Raw genomic sequence first — 15,671 nt, forward strand, 5'->3', positions numbered from 1 at the left:
CCATTGAATCCGTTTAGCCGCGCGCGGCAGCGATCTTGATCAGCTTGGCGTAGTAGAACCCGTCATGCCCGCCCTGCTGGGCCAGCAATTGGCGACCATGGGGCTGCTTGATCCCGGCGGCGGTGGCCAGATCCAGCTCCCGCGCGCCCGGCGTGCGCTCAAGGAACGCGGCGATCACTTCGGTGTTCTCGGTCGGCAAGGTCGAGCAGGTGGCGTAGAGCAGAATGCCGCCCACTTCGAGGGTTTTCCACATCGCGTCGAGCAACTCGCCTTGCAGTTGCGCGAGGGCGGCGATGTCGTCGGCCTGACGGGTCAGCTTGATGTCCGGATGACGGCGGATCACGCCGGTGGCCGAGCATGGCGCGTCGAGCAGGATGCGCTGGAACGGTTTGCCGTCCCACCACGCTGCCGTGTCGCGACCGTCGGCGGCGATCAGTTCGGCGTTCAGACCGAGGCGTTCGAGGTTTTCCTTCACCCGCACAAGACGCTTGGCTTCCAGATCCACCGCCACCACGCCGGCCAGTGCCGGTTCGGCTTCGAGTATGTGGCACGTCTTGCCGCCCGGCGCGCAGCAGGCGTCCAGCACTCGCTGGCCCGGCGCGAGGTCAAGCAGGTCGGCGGCCAGTTGCGCGGCTTCGTCCTGCACGCTGATCCAGCCTTCGGCGAAGCCCGGCAGGCTGCGTACGTCGGCGGCATTGTCGAGGATGACGCCGTCGCGGCTGAAGGTGCACGGCTGTGCGGCGATACCCGCCTCAGTCAGCAGACCCAGGTAGGCATCGCGGCTGTGATGACGACGGTTGACCCGCAGGATCATCGGCGGATGCGCGTTGTTGGCTTCGCAGATCGCTTCCCATTGCTCAGGCCAGAAGGCCTTCAGGGATTTTTGCAGCCAGCGCGGGTGGGCGGTGCGCACCACCGGATCGCGTTCCAGTTCGGCGAAGATCGCCTCATGTTCGCGCTGGGCATTGCGCAGTACGGCGTTGAGCAGACCTTTCGCCCAAGGCTTTTTCAGCTTGTCGGCGCAACCGACGGTTTCGCCGATGGCGGCGTGCGGCGGGACGCGGGTGTAGAGCAGTTGATAGAGACCGACCAGCAGCAGCGCCTCGACATCGGCGTCCGCTGCCTTGAACGGCTTCTGCAGCAGTTTTTCTGCCAGCGCCGACAAGCGTGGCTGCCAACGGGCGGTGCCGAACGCCAGATCCTGAGTGAAGCCGCGATCGCGATCCTCGACCTTGTCCAGTTGCGTCGGCAGGGAGCTGTTGAGCGAAGCCTTGCCGCTGAGGACAGCGGCGAGTGCCTTGGCGGCGGCCAGACGTGGGTTCATTGTGCGTCCACCGCTGCACCCAGCACGGTGCCGGTGGCGAATTTCTCACGACGGCTGTTGAACAGATCGCTGAAGTTCAGCGCCTTGCCGCCGGGCAATTGCAGACGGGTCAGGCACAGAGCCTGTTCGCCACAGGCGACGAGCAGGCCGTCCTTGCTGGCGCCGAGAATCGTGCCCGGTGCGCCTTTGCCTTCGGCCAGTGTCGCCGCCAGCACTTTCAGCGCTTCGCCGTTGAGCGTGCTGTGGGTGATCGGCCATGGATTGAAGGCGCGGACCAGACGCTCCAGCTCGACGGCCGGACGGCTCCAGTCGAGGCGTGCTTCGTCCTTGTTCAGTTTGTGCGCGTAGGTGGCGAGCTCATCGTTCTGCACTTCGCCTTCCAGGGTGCCGGCGGCCAGACCGGCAATTGCCTGCACCACGGCTGGCGGGCCCATTTCGGCCAGGCGATCGTGGAGGCTGCCGCCGGTGTCTTCGGCGCTGATCGGGGTCACGACCTTGAGCAGCATCGGCCCGGTATCGAGGCCCGCTTCCATACGCATGACGGTGACGCCGCTCTCGGCATCGCCCGCTTCCACGGCGCGCTGGATCGGCGCCGCACCGCGCCAGCGTGGCAGCAGCGAGGCGTGGCTGTTGATGCAGCCCAGGCGCGGAATATCCAACACCGCTTGCGGCAGGATCAGGCCGTAGGCAACCACCACCATCAAATCCGGCTTGAGCGCAGCGAGCTCGGCTTGAGCGTCAGCGTTGCGCAGGGTCGGCGGCTGCAACACCTGGATATTGTTTTCCAGGGCGAGCTGTTTGACCGGGCTCGGCATCAGTTTTTGCCCACGACCGGCCGGGCGATCCGGTTGGGTGTAGACCGCAACGATCTCGTAAGGGCTGTCCAGCAGGGCCTTGAGGTGTTCGGCGGCGAATTCCGGGGTGCCGGCAAAAACGATGCGCAGTGGCTCAGTCATGGGGGAGTCTCATAAAAAGAAAAAGGCTTGCCGCAGCAAGCCTTTGGAGAGGGGCATCAAGCGTTCTGGCGGTGCTGCTTTTCCAGTTTCTTCTTGATCCGGTCGCGTTTGAGCGTGGACAGGTAATCGACGAACAACTTGCCGTTGAGGTGGTCGCATTCGTGCTGGATGCACACGGCGAGCAGGCCTTCGGCGATCAGTTCGTAAGGCTTGCCGTCACGGTCCAGAGCCTTGATCTTGACCTTCTGCGGGCGGTCGACGTTTTCGTAGAAACCCGGCACCGAGAGGCAGCCTTCCTGGTATTGCTCCATTTCGTCGGTCAGCGGTTCGAACTCGGGGTTGATGAACACCCGCGGTTCGGTGCGGTCTTCGGAAAGGTCCATCACGACGATACGTTTGTGCACGTTGACCTGGGTCGCGGCAAGGCCGATGCCCGGCGCTTCATACATTGTTTCAAACATGTCATCGACCAGCTGACGCACTTCGTCGTCCACTACAGCCACAGGTTTGGCGATAGTGCGCAGACGCGGGTCCGGAAATTCGAGGATGTTCAAAATGGCCATAAGCTTGATTGCTGCACGTGTGAGGTAAAGTCGGGCGATGGCCTGGCGGGTCCGAAGATGCAGGCTACCGTTGTGAAACGTAGCTCCTTGATTTTCAGCATAGAGCAGGGAGCGAGCCACGGGGGCTCTGGCGTTTCACGCGAACGCACATAATAAAGGGATTCACCGCATGAGGAAATCACTACTCGCCCTGCTGTTTCTGGCCTCGGCCGGTACCGCGTACGGGCAAGTGCAACTCAAGGAAGGTTTTCCACAGCAATACACGGTGGTTTCGGGGGATACGCTCTGGGACATCTCCGGTAAATATTTGCGCGAACCCTGGCAGTGGCCGCAGTTGTGGCGGGCCAATCCGCAGATCGAAAACCCCAACCTGATCTATCCGGGCGACACGCTGACGCTCAGTTACGTCAACGGCCAGCCGCGCCTGACCGTCAATCGCGGCGAGTCACGCGGCACCATCAAGCTGTCGCCGCGCATCCGCACCAGTCCGGTGGCCGATGCGATTCCGAGCATTCCGCTCAAATCGATCAACAGCTTTCTGCTGAGCAACCGCATCGTCGACAACGTCGAGGACTTCGACAAGGCGCCGTACATCGTCGCCGGCGATGCCGAACGGGTGCTCAGCGGCACCGGTGACCGGATCTTCGCCCGTGGCCATTTCGATCCGAACCAGCCGGTCTACGGCATCTTCCGCCAGGGCAAGGTCTACACCGATCCGCAGAGCAAGGAGTTTCTGGGGATCAACGCCGACGACATCGGCGGTGGTGAGATCGTCGCCACCGAAGGCGACGTCGCCACCCTCGCCCTGCAACGCACGACCCAGGAAGTGCGCCTCGGTGACCGCTTGTTCAGCGGCGAAGAGCGTTCGATCAACTCGACCTTCATGCCCAGCGCGCCCTCCACCGACATCAACGGCCTGATCATCGATGTGCCGCGCGGCGTCACGCAGATCGGCGCGATGGACGTGGTGACCCTGAACAAAGGCAAACGCGACGGTCTGGCCGAAGGCAACGTGCTGGTGGTGATGAAAACCGGGGAAACCGTGCGCGACCGGATCACCGGCCAGCCGCTGAAAATCCCGGATGAACGTGCCGGATTGCTGATGGTGTTCCGCACCTACGACAAACTCAGTTACGGCCTCGTGCTGAACGCATCGCGCTCGCTGGCGGTGCTGGACAAGGTGCGAAATCCTTAGCTGGCTTCACAAGTTACCAACAGAGTTATCCACAGCTTGTTCCGAAAGGTTCGGGCCTTATAACGATCAAGGATGATCCATGATGATGCCTGTCTCCCCGTCGGTTTCGCCGGCAGAACTGGAAGCGCGCCTGCGCCTGCACCGCTTGCCGGAAATCGGTCCCAAGCGATTCACCAAACTGCTCGAAGCCTTCGGCTGCGCCTCGAAGGCGATCGGCGCGCCGGCCAGCGCCTGGCGCTCGCTGGGTTTGCCGGCGGCTTGCGCCGAGGCCCGACGCTGTTCTGAAGTTCGCGACGGCGCCAGCCACGCATTGCGCTGGCTAGAGCGTCCGGATCAACATTTGTTGATGTGGGACCAAGCGGATTACCCGGCCTTGCTGGCGCAGATTCCTGACCCTCCGCCCCTGCTGTTCGTCGCTGGCGACCCGCAGATTCTGGAAAAGCCGCAACTGGCGATGGTCGGCAGTCGCCGCGCTTCTCGCCCGGGCATGGACACTGCCGCTGCGTTTTCCCGCAGTCTCGCGGGGGCCGGGTTTGTCATCACCAGTGGCCTGGCGCTGGGCATCGATGCGGCGGCGCATCAAGCCGCTGTGGATGTCGGTGGGCAAACGGTCGGCGTGCTCGGTACCGGCCTGGAAAACTTTTATCCACAGCGCAACCGTCGGCTGGCGGACGCGATGATTGCGTCCGGCAGTGCGGTGCTTTCGGAATTTCCTCTGGACACCGGGCCGACGGCGAGCAACTTCCCGAGACGCAACCGCATCATCAGCGGCTTGTCCCTCGGCGTGCTGGTGGTCGAGGCCAGTGTCGCCAGCGGTTCCTTGATCACCGCACGGCTGGCGGCGGAACAGGGGCGCGAGGTGTACGCCATTCCGGGTTCGATCCATCACCCCGGCGCTCGGGGCTGTCATCAACTGATACGCGACGGAGCCGTGTTGGTGGAAACCATCGAGCATATTCTCGAAGCCCTGCGCGGCTGGCAGCATCTGCCGGTATCCACAGCCGCAGCGAATCCGGAGAACCCGTTGTTGAGCTTGCTGCACGCGGCGCCGCACACCAGCGAGGGGCTGGCCGACAGCAGTGGCTGGGCGCTCCCCAAAGTGCTGGCGGCACTCACCGAACTGGAGATGGATGGCCGCGCCGTGTGCGAAAACGGCCGCTGGTTTGCGCGCGTGAGCTAGGTTTTACATTGAAGATCGGTAAACTGCGCGAAACCTGTTTGCGGAGAGTTTTTCATGGTCAACAGTTGGCGTGTGCAACAAGCCGCACGAGAGGTTCGCGCCGGGGCGGTGATTGCCTATCCAACCGAAGCCGTCTGGGGGCTGGGGTGCGATCCTTGGAATGAAGAAGCGGTGGATCGCCTGCTGGCGATCAAGAACCGTTCGGTGGACAAGGGCTTGATCCTCGTCGCCGACAACATTCGTCAGTTCGATTTTCTGTTCGAGGATTTCCCGCAGGACTGGATCGACCGCATGGCCAGCACCTGGCCGGGCCCGAACACCTGGCTGGTGCCGCACCAGAACCTGTTGCCAGAGTGGGTGACCGGGGTGCATGACACCGTGGCGCTGCGGGTCAGCGATCATCCGCAGGTGCGGGATCTGTGCTCGCTGGTAGGGCCGTTGATTTCGACGTCGGCCAATCCGCAGGGGCGGCCGGCAGCGCGCACGCGCTTGCGGGTCGAGCAGTATTTCCGTGGTCAGGTCGATCTGGTGCTTGGCGGAGCGCTGGGCGGTCGCAAGAATCCGAGTCTGATTCGGGATCTGGCCACCGGCAATATCGTGCGTCCGGCCTGATACCACCCTTGGTTAATTTTTGAGTGCTCCTCGGCTTTCATGGCGAGGAGTACTACGCGTGCCTGCGATTTTTCCTTCATGTATCTGAAGTAATAACTCGGGTTTTGGTTTTAAATTTTCCTTTCTACGTCAGATGAATCTTTAAGTATTCAATTGTTGTAATTTTTCCGACGTTATTCTCAGAAGCCACACAGTGGCGATTTTTCTAAAACCATTCATTATTTCAATGCGCTCAGAAAACTTCGAAAAGTTAACGGCTGCGGAGAAGAAATGGATATCAGGGATTCGCAATTAACGGATTATCTGCAGGAGATTCAGACGACCTTTAAAAGGCGTCATGAAAACTATCGCATCGTTATTCTTGAAGCAGGATCAGACACACGAGAGTTTGAACGGTTTGTTTCTCGCCATTTCCGGCTGCGATTGCAACACTACATGTTGACACCCAGAGCCAGGTCACTTGAAACACGCCTGGCGATTATTTCGCGCAGTACCCACTTTCTGTTGTATCAGCACGACAGGCCCACGGCCGTATTGAGAGTGACCCCTGCGCCGTTCGAATGGGCCTCACTGGCGCAGCAGCAACTGTCTCCCGCCACGACGCTGTCGCGCCATGTCGAGTTCAGTCGCTTGATCAGTCACTCGCAAACTCAGTTCCCCATGTCGATCAACGGCCTGCTGGCGGCTGCCACGGAATGGGCGGTCACGCGGGGTTATGAAGGGGTTACCGCGCTCTGCCGATCACCGCAGCGGCGATTGTTCCAGCGCTTCGGCCTGACGCCCATTACCACCGACGCCCTGCGCATCGAACAACGCCAACGCGGCGATTACTGGCTGCTCTCGGCTCAATGGCAGCAAATCCTCACGGCACTTCAACAGTCTGCCCACCTGCTCGCCAACCCATTGGAGACCTCCGTTGATGAATACGCCTCTCAGTTTTGAACAACAATTAAGCCTGCTCGATGAGCGAATCGAAAAGTCATGGGCCGATATTCTGGAAAGTTCGCGGCTGGTGAAAGCCATCCGTGAGGGCAGCGTTTCCAAAGCCTTGTATGCGATCTACATGATTCAGACTTTTCACTACACGGCGCACAATGCGCGAAATCAAGGATTGGTCGGTGTCCGACATGCGGATAATCCTGTGTATGCAAAGTTCTGTTTTGAACATGCGGCACAGGAAGTCGGCCATGAAAAGATGGCACTACACGATGTCATGAGTCTTGGTTTGAAGAATGAAGTGTTTGATATTCCGCCTGCACTTCCGGCTACAGATGTATTGATCGCGTACTTATACTGGATTTCCTTTACCGGTAATCCGCTACAACGACTTGGTTATAGTTATTGGGCAGAAAATGCCTACCAGTTCATTACTCCGCTCATAGATAGTCTGAGTGAAACACTGTCGCTAAAACCCGCTCAACTTACATTCTTCATTGCACATTCCGACATTGATATCGAGCACTTCAACGAAATCAAACTCATGCTGCAGCGCACCTGCAAGCGTCAGGAAGACTGGGATGCGATTGCCACCGTGATGGAAACCAGCCTGCGCCTGACCGGCAACATGCTTGAGGCGGTCTATGAGCAGTTCGAGGCCTGGCAAAACGGGCTGGCGCCCGGTTATGACTTCCTCCACGCCCTGGCCAACCAATGAAGGCCGCCCGCCGATGTTCCGATCAGATGGCTGGAGGCAGACATGGCTGATTATTTCGACCGGCTCAACTACACGCTCGGGGATGAGGACACCGCGCTTGAGTACGCGATCCTGCCCAGACGTGCCGGGCACGTGCTGGGTATCGCCGGATGCGGCGGCCGGCTGTTGCCGTTATTGGCCGCCTCCCCGACACGCATGACCTGTACCGATATCAGCGCGCCGCAACTGGCGTTTACCCGATTGCGGTTTGCCCTGCTGGAACAGACCGATCACGAGTCGTTCATGGCGTTCATGGGCTATCGAATGGAAAGTATGCGGGCGCGGCGCCGCTCTCTTTTCCAGCAACTGGTTTTACCGCCGGCGGATCGTCGCTGGTTGTCCGCTTTCTTCCAGTCCCGACGTTGGGAAGCGCCGATCTACATGGGCGCATTCGAGCAAACCCTGAAGCGGTTGGCGAAGATCACCGGACTGTTTACCGGCAAGGCCGGCCGGGGCATTTTTCAGTTCAGCCAGCTTGACGAACAAACGGAATATTACCGAGCCCGCTTTCCGCTCAGGCGCTGGAAAGCCGTGATCGCTTTGCTGGGAAACGCGGCGGTCCTCAATTCGTTGTTGTACAAGGGCGCGTTTCCACCCAACAACCTCGGGATCAGTTCCCGCGCGGCGTATCTGGGAATTTTCCATACGTTGTTCACCACTCAAGTGGTCCGCGAGAGCTTTTTCCTGCAAATGCTGTTTTTCGGTGAGCTGCGTTATCCACAAGGCTTTCCGCTGGAGTGCGATCCGCAGATCTTCCAGCGGGCCCGTGAGGGACTTCGGCAGTGCGAGTTACGTGTGATGCAGGCTGACATCCTTGACTGTGCTGCCGGGGAAGCCGACATCGATTTCGTATCGCTGTCGGACGTGCCTTCTTTCATGCCCGAAGCGGCCGGCAAGAACGTTTTGCAGCGCCTGGCCCCGGCGCTGTCGGAAAACGCACAGGTGGTCATGCGGGGGCATTTGCATGTGGTGCGACCCGATTGCCCTGGCTTCTGCGATATCACCCACCAGTACCAGGCAGACATTGCACGAGAAAGAACCCAGCTCTGGCATGTCCAGGTCTATCGCCGCTCTCCCTCTTTGCAGGTATCCCGATGAACACCTTTCAACCGACCGTCAATTGGATCAAAAACCGTGTCCGGCAAGCGCGTGACGATCAGCAACAGCTGTTCGATGCAGGGCTGAACGGCCTGAAGCTGGATAAGCGTGAAGGCAAGGAGATCGAACTCGACAACGGCGAACGGCTGACCGAGTTTCTTTCCTGCTCTTATCTGGGCCTGGAATGTGATCCTCGTTTGATTCGAGGAGCCATGAGCGCTGCGGAGTCTTTCGGTGTGCAGTTCGCCGCCGCACGAACTCGGGCGCTGTTGCCGCCCATGCGTGAGCTGGATGAACTGCTGAACCGGATATTTCAGGGACACACAGTTACCTTCAACTCGGTGGGCAGTGCGCACCTTGGCTGTCTGCCGCTGCTCGGCTCCGGCGAGATGCCCTCGTATCCCATGCGTCGTGGCCCGTGCTGGATCGTCGACCGTGCCGCTCACGCTTCGATGCAGGTGCTGCAAGGCATTCTCTGGCAATTCGGCCCGATACAGCGCCGCGATTGCAGCGACGTAGAGCAGGTCGAAGAAGCGTGTTCAACGGCAGTCGCGGCGGGTAATACCCCGATCATCCTGACCGACAGCATTGGCTCAATGCGCGGTGTGTACCCTATCAATCGGCTGCTGCAACTGGCGGAGCGTTTCGACGGTTATCTCTATGCGGATGACGCCCACGGTACCTCGATCCATGGCTTGGCCGGAGGTGGTTACGCTCTGGACGCGGCGGATGAACGCCAGCGCGGCCGGCTGATCCTCCTGTCGTCGCTGTCCAAGGCGTTCGGTGCAACCGGTGGGGCAATCACTGTGCGCACCGAAGCCGATGCCGAGATGATTCGGCGCCATGCGTCGACTTACACGTTTGGCGGGCCATTGTCCGTTGGCGGGGTAGGTGCGGCAGTCGCTTCCGGCAAAATCCATTTGTCCCCGGAACTGGAGCAGTTGCAGGCGGCGTTGTGGCGAAACATCGCCACGGTCGACAGGTTGCTGGGGCCGGTGCTGGGCAATCATCACGTCGCGTCTCCCATTCGTTTTATCCGTGTCGGGGCCGAGAGAGATGCGATAAGCCTGGCGCAGCATTTGCGCCGGCAGGGCATGGCGGTCACCACCGCGGTGTTTCCGGTGGTGGCCAAGGGCGAGGCCATTTTGCGTCTGGCCATCAGCGCGAGCCACAGTCAGCTCCATCTGGAGTCTTTGGCGAACGCCGTCCGTAGCGGATTTGATGAGTTGGGCATTCGTCAGGGAGGGCGCGGCAATGAGCAATGAACCGGTCACCGACGTTTGGACCGAGGCGCTTGTGCATAAATTGGCTCACGCGCGTTCACTGCCGTGGTTTCGTGCGCTGTATCCGCGAATCCTGGAAGTGCGGGGATTGGCCGATCTGCATCGATTGCCGGTTCTGGCGGTGGAAGACGAGTCCGGCGGCGTGCTGTTTTCCGCGCTCGGTGAAGCTTCCCATCGAGCACCGGGCGGCGGACTGACCCTGACCTCGGGAGGCAGCACCGGCAATCGCAAACAGATCACCCATTCCTGGGCGTTCAACGCTGCAATCGCGCCCTTGGGGGCACGGATGTTCGGTGCGACGGTCGAACGCCCTGAGGTGGTCGTCAACTGCCTGACAGCCGGGGAAATGCAGGGTGCCTTTCAATACGCGGCAGCCATCGTCGAGCACATTGGCGCACGCCTGCTGCCTGCCGGTTCACAGATGGGTGTGCAGCGCGTTGCCGAGCTGATTGAGGCACACAAGGTTGATGCGTTGATATGCACTCCCTCCTTCGCCGCTGCGTTGTTCAATCATGAAACAGTCGGCGCTGTGCAATTGTGCAGTCTGAAGTGGCTTTACTACATTGGAGAACCCTGCAGTAAAAAGCTGCGCGACCAGTTGGCCCGGGACTGGCCGATGCTCAACATTCGCTCGTTGGGCTACAGCTCGACGGAGACTGGCCCCATCGGTTTTCAGTGCGCCCATCTGGAGCATGGCTTTTATCACCTGCATGCCGATGCCATGCTGCTCGAAGTGGTTGATCCGTTGACCCTTCAAGCTGTGGCTGAAGAAGAAACCGGTGAGTTCTTACTGACACCGCTGCTGCCTGATCATGTGCCGTTGTTGCGCTACCGGATCGGCGATCGTGGGCGAATTCTGCGCACAGTGACGAAGTGCGACTGTGGCAGTTCCATGCCGGTACTGGCGCTTGAGGGGCGGGTGGAAACATCGATCAAACTGGGGGGCGCGATCATCACTCAGTCACAGGTGTTGCACGTACTCCGACAGCTTTTGCCGCAGCTGCAGAACACCGATGTCCAGGTGCAGATTGATCGACAGCCCGAGGGGGCACGCATGCGTCTGGTCATAGCCGAGGACGTACTGACAGCCAACGCACAGAGCGTCATTGAAGATGCGTTGCAAATCGAAGGACAGGCCAGTGCATTGCTCAGGCTGCCCGGTGTGCTGGGGCTGGAGGTGAAGCGTCTTGCCCGTCAGGAATTCGAAACTACCCTGGCCGGCAAGACGCCGTTTTTCGTGACGACGGAAAAGACCCCGGTACAGTCATGAAGATGAGCCGAGGTCATCGGTGGTCAGGGCAGCAGGACAGTGGAGCCCGTGGTGCGCCGCGCCGACAGCTCGGTCTGCGCTTTCGCCGCGTCAGCCAATGGATAACGCTGGCTGATATCCACTTTCAGCTTGCCGCTGGTGATCATCCCGAACAGCTCGTCGGCCATGCGCTGCAGGTTTTCGGCGTTATTGGCGTAGGTCGCCAGAGTTGGCCGGGTGACGTAGAGCGAACCTTTTGCCGCCAGAATTCCCAGGTTCACTCCGTCCACCGCGCCCGACGCATTGCCGAAGCTCACCAGCAGGCCACGGGGCGCCACACTGTCCAGCGAAGCCGGCCAGGTGTCCTTGCCGACGCCGTCGTAGACCACCGGGACTTTTATCCCGTCGGTCAATTCCAGCACCCGTTGGGCGACATTTTCGTGGCTGTAGTCGATGGTTTCCCAGGCGCCGTGGGCCTTGGCCAGATCGGCTTTGGCTTTCGAGCTGACGGTGCCGATCAGCTTCACGCCCAGGGCCTTGGCCCATTGGCAGGCGAGCAAGCCGACACCGCCGGCCGCTGCGTGGAACAAAATGGTTTCGCCACCCTTGAGTTCGTAGGTCTGGCGCAGCAGGTATTGCACGGTCAGGCCCTTGAGCATCACGCCGGCGGCGGTTTCGAAGCTGATGGCGTCGGGCAGGTGCACCAGATTCGCTTCCGGCAGAACGTGGACGTCGCTGTACGCGCCCAACGGGCCGCTGCCGTACGCCACACGGTCACCGACCTTGAACCGGGTGACCTCGCTGCCCACGGCCTCGACAATGCCGGCGCCTTCCGCACCCACGCCCGAAGGCAACGCCGGTGGCGCGTAAAGACCGCTGCGGTAGTAGGTGTCGATGAAGTTCAGGCCGATGGCCTTGTTGCTCACGCGAACCTGCTGCGGACCGGGTTCGGCCGGTTGATAGTCAACGTACTCGAGCACTTCGGGGCCGCCGTGGGCGCGGAACTGGATTCGCTTGGCCATCTGCCTACTCCTTGGGTCATTTGGGAAGGTCCCTATCGAACGCTCATGCTTGATCTTCGTCAACTGCGGCGTGCCGGTTTGCGATGGTATGCTACGCGCCCATTTGCGCGGGGCGCCGCGCAGTTCCGCCCGATCCAAGGTGAAGCCATGACGACCCGCACCGACGCCGTAAAGGCCTATCTGCTCGACCTGCAAGACCGCATCTGCGCCGCGCTGGAGACCGAAGACGGCGGCACGCGCTTCGTCGAAGACGCCTGGACCCGTCCGGCCGGCGGTGGCGGTCGGACCCGGGTGATCGAGAACGGCACGGTGATCGAAAAGGGCGGCGTCAACTTTTCCCACGTCTTCGGCAGTGGCCTGCCACCGTCTGCCAGTGCCCATCGGCCGGAGCTGGCCGGGCGTGGTTTCGAAGCCCTTGGCGTGTCGCTGGTGATTCACCCGCACAACCCGCATGTACCGACGTCCCACGCCAACGTGCGCTTTTTCATCGCCGAGAAGGAAGGTGAAGAGCCGGTCTGGTGGTTCGGCGGTGGCTTCGACCTGACCCCGTACTACGGCAACGAAGAAGACTGCATCCACTGGCACCGCGTCGCCGAGCAGGCCTGCGCGCCGTTCGGCCCGGACGTCTACCCGCGCTACAAGGCCTGGTGCGACACCTACTTCCACATCAAGCATCGCCACGAACCGCGCGGTATCGGCGGGTTGTTCTTCGATGACCTGAACGAGTGGGACTTCGACACCAGTTTCGCCTTCATGCGCGCCATCGGCGATGCGTACATCGACGCTTACCTGCCGATCGTGCAGCGGCGCAAGAACGACGCCTTCACCGCCAAACAGCGCGAGTTCCAGGAATTCCGCCGTGGCCGCTACGTCGAATTCAACCTGGTTTACGACCGTGGCACCCTGTTCGGCCTGCAATCTGGCGGGCGCACCGAGTCGATCCTGATGTCGCTGCCGCCGCAAGTGCGCTGGGCCTACGACTGGAAAGCCGAGCCGGGCAGCGAAGAAGCGCGCCTGACCGAGTACTTCCTGCAAGACCGCGACTGGCTGGCTCAGGCCTGAGGACTTGTGATGGATCGTTACGTCGTTTTCGGTAACCCGGTTGGTCACAGCAAGTCGCCGATGATTCACAAACTGTTCGCCGAACAGACCGGGCAGCGTCTCGACTACAGCACCCTGCTGGCGCCGCTCGAGGACTTTTCCGGCTGCGCCACGGCGTTTTTCCAGGAAGGTCGCGGCGCCAACGTGACCGTGCCGTTCAAGGAAGACGCCTATCGCCTGGCCGACAGCCTGACTGCCCGCGCCAAACGCGCGGGTGCGGTGAATACTTTGAGCAAGCTCGACGACGGCAGCCTGCTCGGCGATAACACCGACGGCGCCGGGCTGGTGCGCGATCTGACGGTCAACGCCGGGTTCAGCCTCGCCGGCAAACGCATTCTGCTGCTCGGCGCCGGTGGCGCGGTGCGCGGTGCGCTGGAGCCGTTGCTGGCGGAAAAACCAGCCTCGGTGATCATCGCCAATCGCACGGTGGACAAGGCCGAGCTGCTGGCCGAACTGTTTTGTGATCTGGGGCCGGTATCGGCCAGTGGTTACGACTGGTTGCGCGAGCCGGTGGACGTGATCATCAACGCCACCTCCGCCAGCCTCACCGGCGACGTGCCGCCGATTGCCCCAAGCCTGATCGAGCCCGGCAAGACCTTGTGCTACGACATGATGTACGGCAAGGAACCGACCGCGTTCTGCCGCTGGGCCAGCGAGCACGGCGCGGGTGTGGTGATGGACGGTTTGGGCATGCTGGCCGAACAGGCTGCCGAGGCGTTCTTCCTGTGGCGCGGTGTGCGTCCCGACACTGCGCCGGTTCTGGCGGAATTGCGTCGGCAGTTGGCGCTGTAAGGCGCCCTCAGTCCTCGAAGCGGATCGGGCATTTCTCCGGCCCTTCGAGTTTGCGCAACTCCTCCACCACCTGCGGTCGCGCCTGACGCAAGGTCAGGCTGCGATCCTGGCGCAACAGGCGCCGGGCTTCCTGATGGAGCATTTCCACGCCGGAATAGTCGATGAAGTTGATCTGCTGCGCCTCGATCACCACCCGCGCGCCGTGCATCCGTTGCAGGCGCACTTGCAGATAGTGGCTGGCGCCGAAAAAGATCGAGCCGCCGACCCGCAGTACATCATCTTCGCCATCACGCCAGTGCTGTACTCTCGGCTGCGAGGTGCGCTTGAGGTAGAAAAACAGCGACGCCAGCACGCCAGCGTAGATTGCCGTCTGCAATTCCAGCAGCAACGTGGCAATGCAGGTCAGGCCCATCACCACGAATTCCGCCCGGCTGACCCGCAGCAGCGCACGAATGCCGCGATGATCCACCAGTCCCCAGGCGATCAGCAGAATGCTGCCGGCCATGGCCGGGATCGGAATATGCGCGATCAGCCCCGCACCCGAAATCGCGAACAGTGCCACCCACAACGCCGAAAACACCCCGGCCAGTGGCGAACACGCCCCGGCCTCATGGCTCAGCCCGGAACGGGTGAACGAGCCAGCGGACAACGATCCCGAAAAGAACGCCCCGACAATGTTCGAAAGCCCTTGCGCGCGGACTTCCTGATTGGCATCGAGCAGCTGTTGCGAGCGCGCGGAAATCGAACGGGCAATCGACAGGCTGGTGACCAGCCCGAGCATGCCCACCGCCACGGCGCTGGGCAGCAGGCGCAGAATCAGGTCCATATCCAGCGGCAATCCACTGAACGGCGGCAGGCGCCCGACAAACGCGCTGACCAACTGAACGTGGCCGAACATCGCCGGCCACAGCCACACCGCCAGACTGCCGAGGACCAAGGTCATCAACAGCGTCGGCCAGCGTGGCAGCCATTGTTTGAGCAATGCACCGACCACCACCGTGGCCACACCAAGGACCAGCGACGGTTTATCCACGGCTCCGAGATGGCGCAGCAGATCCATCAGACTGGCCAGCGCCGTCGCCTTGGCCGGCAGATCCAGTCCCAGCAGGTTCGGCAATTGACCGATGGCAATCACCACCGCAGCGCCGAGGGTGAAACCCAGCACCACGGAATGCGAGACAAAATTCACCAGCGCGCCGAAGCGCAGCAGGCCGAGCAACCACTGGAAAATCCCGGCGAGGAAGGTCAGCAGCAGGATCAGGGTGATGTAGTCCTGAGACGCAGGCACAGCCAGCGGACTGACACTGGCGAACAGCACAATCGAAATCGCTGCCGTCGGGCCGCAGATCAGATGCCACGACGAGCCCCACAGACAAGCAATCAACACCGGAACGATGGCGGCGTAGAGCCCGTATTCCGGTGGGAGACCGGCGATCAGGGCGTAGGCAATCGACTGGGGCAACGCGAGAATCGCCCCGCTGAGGCCGACGACCAGGTCCCGCCCGACGCTGGCGCGGGTCTGCCGGGGCAGCCAGGTCAGGAAGGGGAAAAGTGAGCGGCGGCTGGGGAGGGCCATGGATCCTCTCGGATGAAATTTTGCGCA

The 15,671-nt window shown here is 61.4% G+C and carries 15 protein-coding genes; 10 read left to right on the forward strand and 5 right to left on the reverse strand.

The features are described 5' to 3' along the window. Positions 1 to 13 precede the first annotated feature (13 nt). Genes rsmB through def form a run of 3 tightly spaced genes read right to left on the reverse strand, consistent with a single transcriptional unit; the run spans position 14 to position 2,843 of the window. The gene (gene rsmB / locus BMZ46_RS17290; RefSeq protein ID WP_074689779.1) at positions 14 to 1,324 is read right to left on the reverse strand and encodes a 16S rRNA (cytosine(967)-C(5))-methyltransferase RsmB; all 1,311 of its coding nucleotides are present in this window, start codon (positions 1,322 to 1,324) and stop codon (positions 14 to 16) included. Next, on the reverse strand, positions 1,321 to 2,280 hold the full coding sequence (fmt, locus tag BMZ46_RS17295; RefSeq protein ID WP_074689778.1) for a methionyl-tRNA formyltransferase: 960 nt from the start codon (positions 2,278 to 2,280) through the stop codon (positions 1,321 to 1,323). Before fmt ends, rsmB begins: the two co-directional genes overlap by 4 nt. Before the next feature lie 56 nt (positions 2,281 to 2,336). Further along, on the reverse strand, positions 2,337 to 2,843 hold the full coding sequence (gene def / locus BMZ46_RS17300; RefSeq protein ID WP_039764933.1) for a peptide deformylase: 507 nt from the start codon (positions 2,841 to 2,843) through the stop codon (positions 2,337 to 2,339). 169 nt (positions 2,844 to 3,012) lie between these two features. Here def and BMZ46_RS17305 point away from each other — a divergent pair, with 169 nt between their 5' ends. The 8 genes from BMZ46_RS17305 to BMZ46_RS17340 all read left to right on the forward strand — a co-directional run bounded on the left by BMZ46_RS17305 (position 3,013) and on the right by BMZ46_RS17340 (position 11,174). Next, positions 3,013 to 4,038, forward strand: coding sequence for a LysM peptidoglycan-binding domain-containing protein (locus tag BMZ46_RS17305; RefSeq protein WP_039764931.1), 1,026 nt, complete (start codon positions 3,013 to 3,015; stop codon positions 4,036 to 4,038). Between the two features lie 79 nt (positions 4,039 to 4,117). Next, complete coding sequence (gene dprA, locus BMZ46_RS17310; RefSeq protein ID WP_039764930.1) at positions 4,118 to 5,218, forward strand: DNA-processing protein DprA; 1,101 nt, start codon at positions 4,118 to 4,120, stop codon at positions 5,216 to 5,218. A gap of 54 nt (positions 5,219 to 5,272) precedes the next feature. Beyond that, complete coding sequence (locus tag BMZ46_RS17315) at positions 5,273 to 5,830, forward strand: L-threonylcarbamoyladenylate synthase type 1 TsaC (protein WP_039764929.1); 558 nt, start codon at positions 5,273 to 5,275, stop codon at positions 5,828 to 5,830. Positions 5,831 to 6,100: 270 nt separating this feature from the next. Then, the gene (locus BMZ46_RS17320; RefSeq protein ID WP_039764926.1) at positions 6,101 to 6,772 is read left to right on the forward strand and encodes a GNAT family N-acetyltransferase; all 672 of its coding nucleotides are present in this window, start codon (positions 6,101 to 6,103) and stop codon (positions 6,770 to 6,772) included. Then, positions 6,750 to 7,484: an iron-containing redox enzyme family protein gene (locus tag BMZ46_RS17325; protein WP_039764924.1), complete on the forward strand. Its 735-nt coding sequence runs from the start codon at positions 6,750 to 6,752 to the stop codon at positions 7,482 to 7,484. The genes BMZ46_RS17320 and BMZ46_RS17325 overlap by 23 nt, the downstream gene beginning before the upstream one ends. A 42-nt stretch (positions 7,485 to 7,526) precedes the next feature. Continuing rightward, a complete protein-coding gene (locus BMZ46_RS17330; RefSeq protein WP_074689777.1) occupies positions 7,527 to 8,621 on the forward strand; it encodes a DUF3419 family protein in 1,095 nt (364 codons plus the stop codon). Next, positions 8,618 to 9,886, forward strand: coding sequence for an aminotransferase class I/II-fold pyridoxal phosphate-dependent enzyme (locus tag BMZ46_RS17335; protein WP_074689776.1), 1,269 nt, complete (start codon positions 8,618 to 8,620; stop codon positions 9,884 to 9,886). The genes BMZ46_RS17330 and BMZ46_RS17335 overlap by 4 nt, the downstream gene beginning before the upstream one ends. Next, positions 9,876 to 11,174, forward strand: coding sequence for a phenylacetate--CoA ligase family protein (locus BMZ46_RS17340; protein WP_074689775.1), 1,299 nt, complete (start codon positions 9,876 to 9,878; stop codon positions 11,172 to 11,174). The genes BMZ46_RS17335 and BMZ46_RS17340 overlap by 11 nt, the downstream gene beginning before the upstream one ends. A 23-nt stretch (positions 11,175 to 11,197) precedes the next feature. Here BMZ46_RS17340 and BMZ46_RS17345 read toward each other — a convergent pair whose 3' ends face one another. Next, complete coding sequence (locus BMZ46_RS17345; protein WP_074689774.1) at positions 11,198 to 12,175, reverse strand: NADPH:quinone reductase; 978 nt, start codon at positions 12,173 to 12,175, stop codon at positions 11,198 to 11,200. Between the two features lie 147 nt (positions 12,176 to 12,322). Between BMZ46_RS17345 and hemF the strand changes: the two genes are divergently transcribed. Together hemF and aroE are read left to right on the forward strand one after the other, a co-directional pair. Then, the gene (hemF, locus tag BMZ46_RS17350) at positions 12,323 to 13,237 is read left to right on the forward strand and encodes an oxygen-dependent coproporphyrinogen oxidase (RefSeq protein WP_007954079.1); all 915 of its coding nucleotides are present in this window, start codon (positions 12,323 to 12,325) and stop codon (positions 13,235 to 13,237) included. A 9-nt stretch (positions 13,238 to 13,246) separates the two neighbouring features. After that, complete coding sequence (gene aroE / locus BMZ46_RS17355) at positions 13,247 to 14,068, forward strand: shikimate dehydrogenase (RefSeq protein WP_039764917.1); 822 nt, start codon at positions 13,247 to 13,249, stop codon at positions 14,066 to 14,068. 7 nt (positions 14,069 to 14,075) lie between these two features. On the opposite strand, the gene BMZ46_RS17360 is transcribed toward aroE, so the two are convergent. Next, positions 14,076 to 15,644, reverse strand: coding sequence for a SulP family inorganic anion transporter (locus BMZ46_RS17360; RefSeq protein WP_074689773.1), 1,569 nt, complete (start codon positions 15,642 to 15,644; stop codon positions 14,076 to 14,078). Between the last annotated feature and the right edge of the window lie 27 nt (positions 15,645 to 15,671).

Origin of the sequence: Pseudomonas sp. NFIX49, from assembly GCF_900115915.1 — a bacterium.
Taxonomy (GTDB): Bacteria; Pseudomonadota; Gammaproteobacteria; order Pseudomonadales; family Pseudomonadaceae; genus Aquipseudomonas; species Aquipseudomonas pharyngis.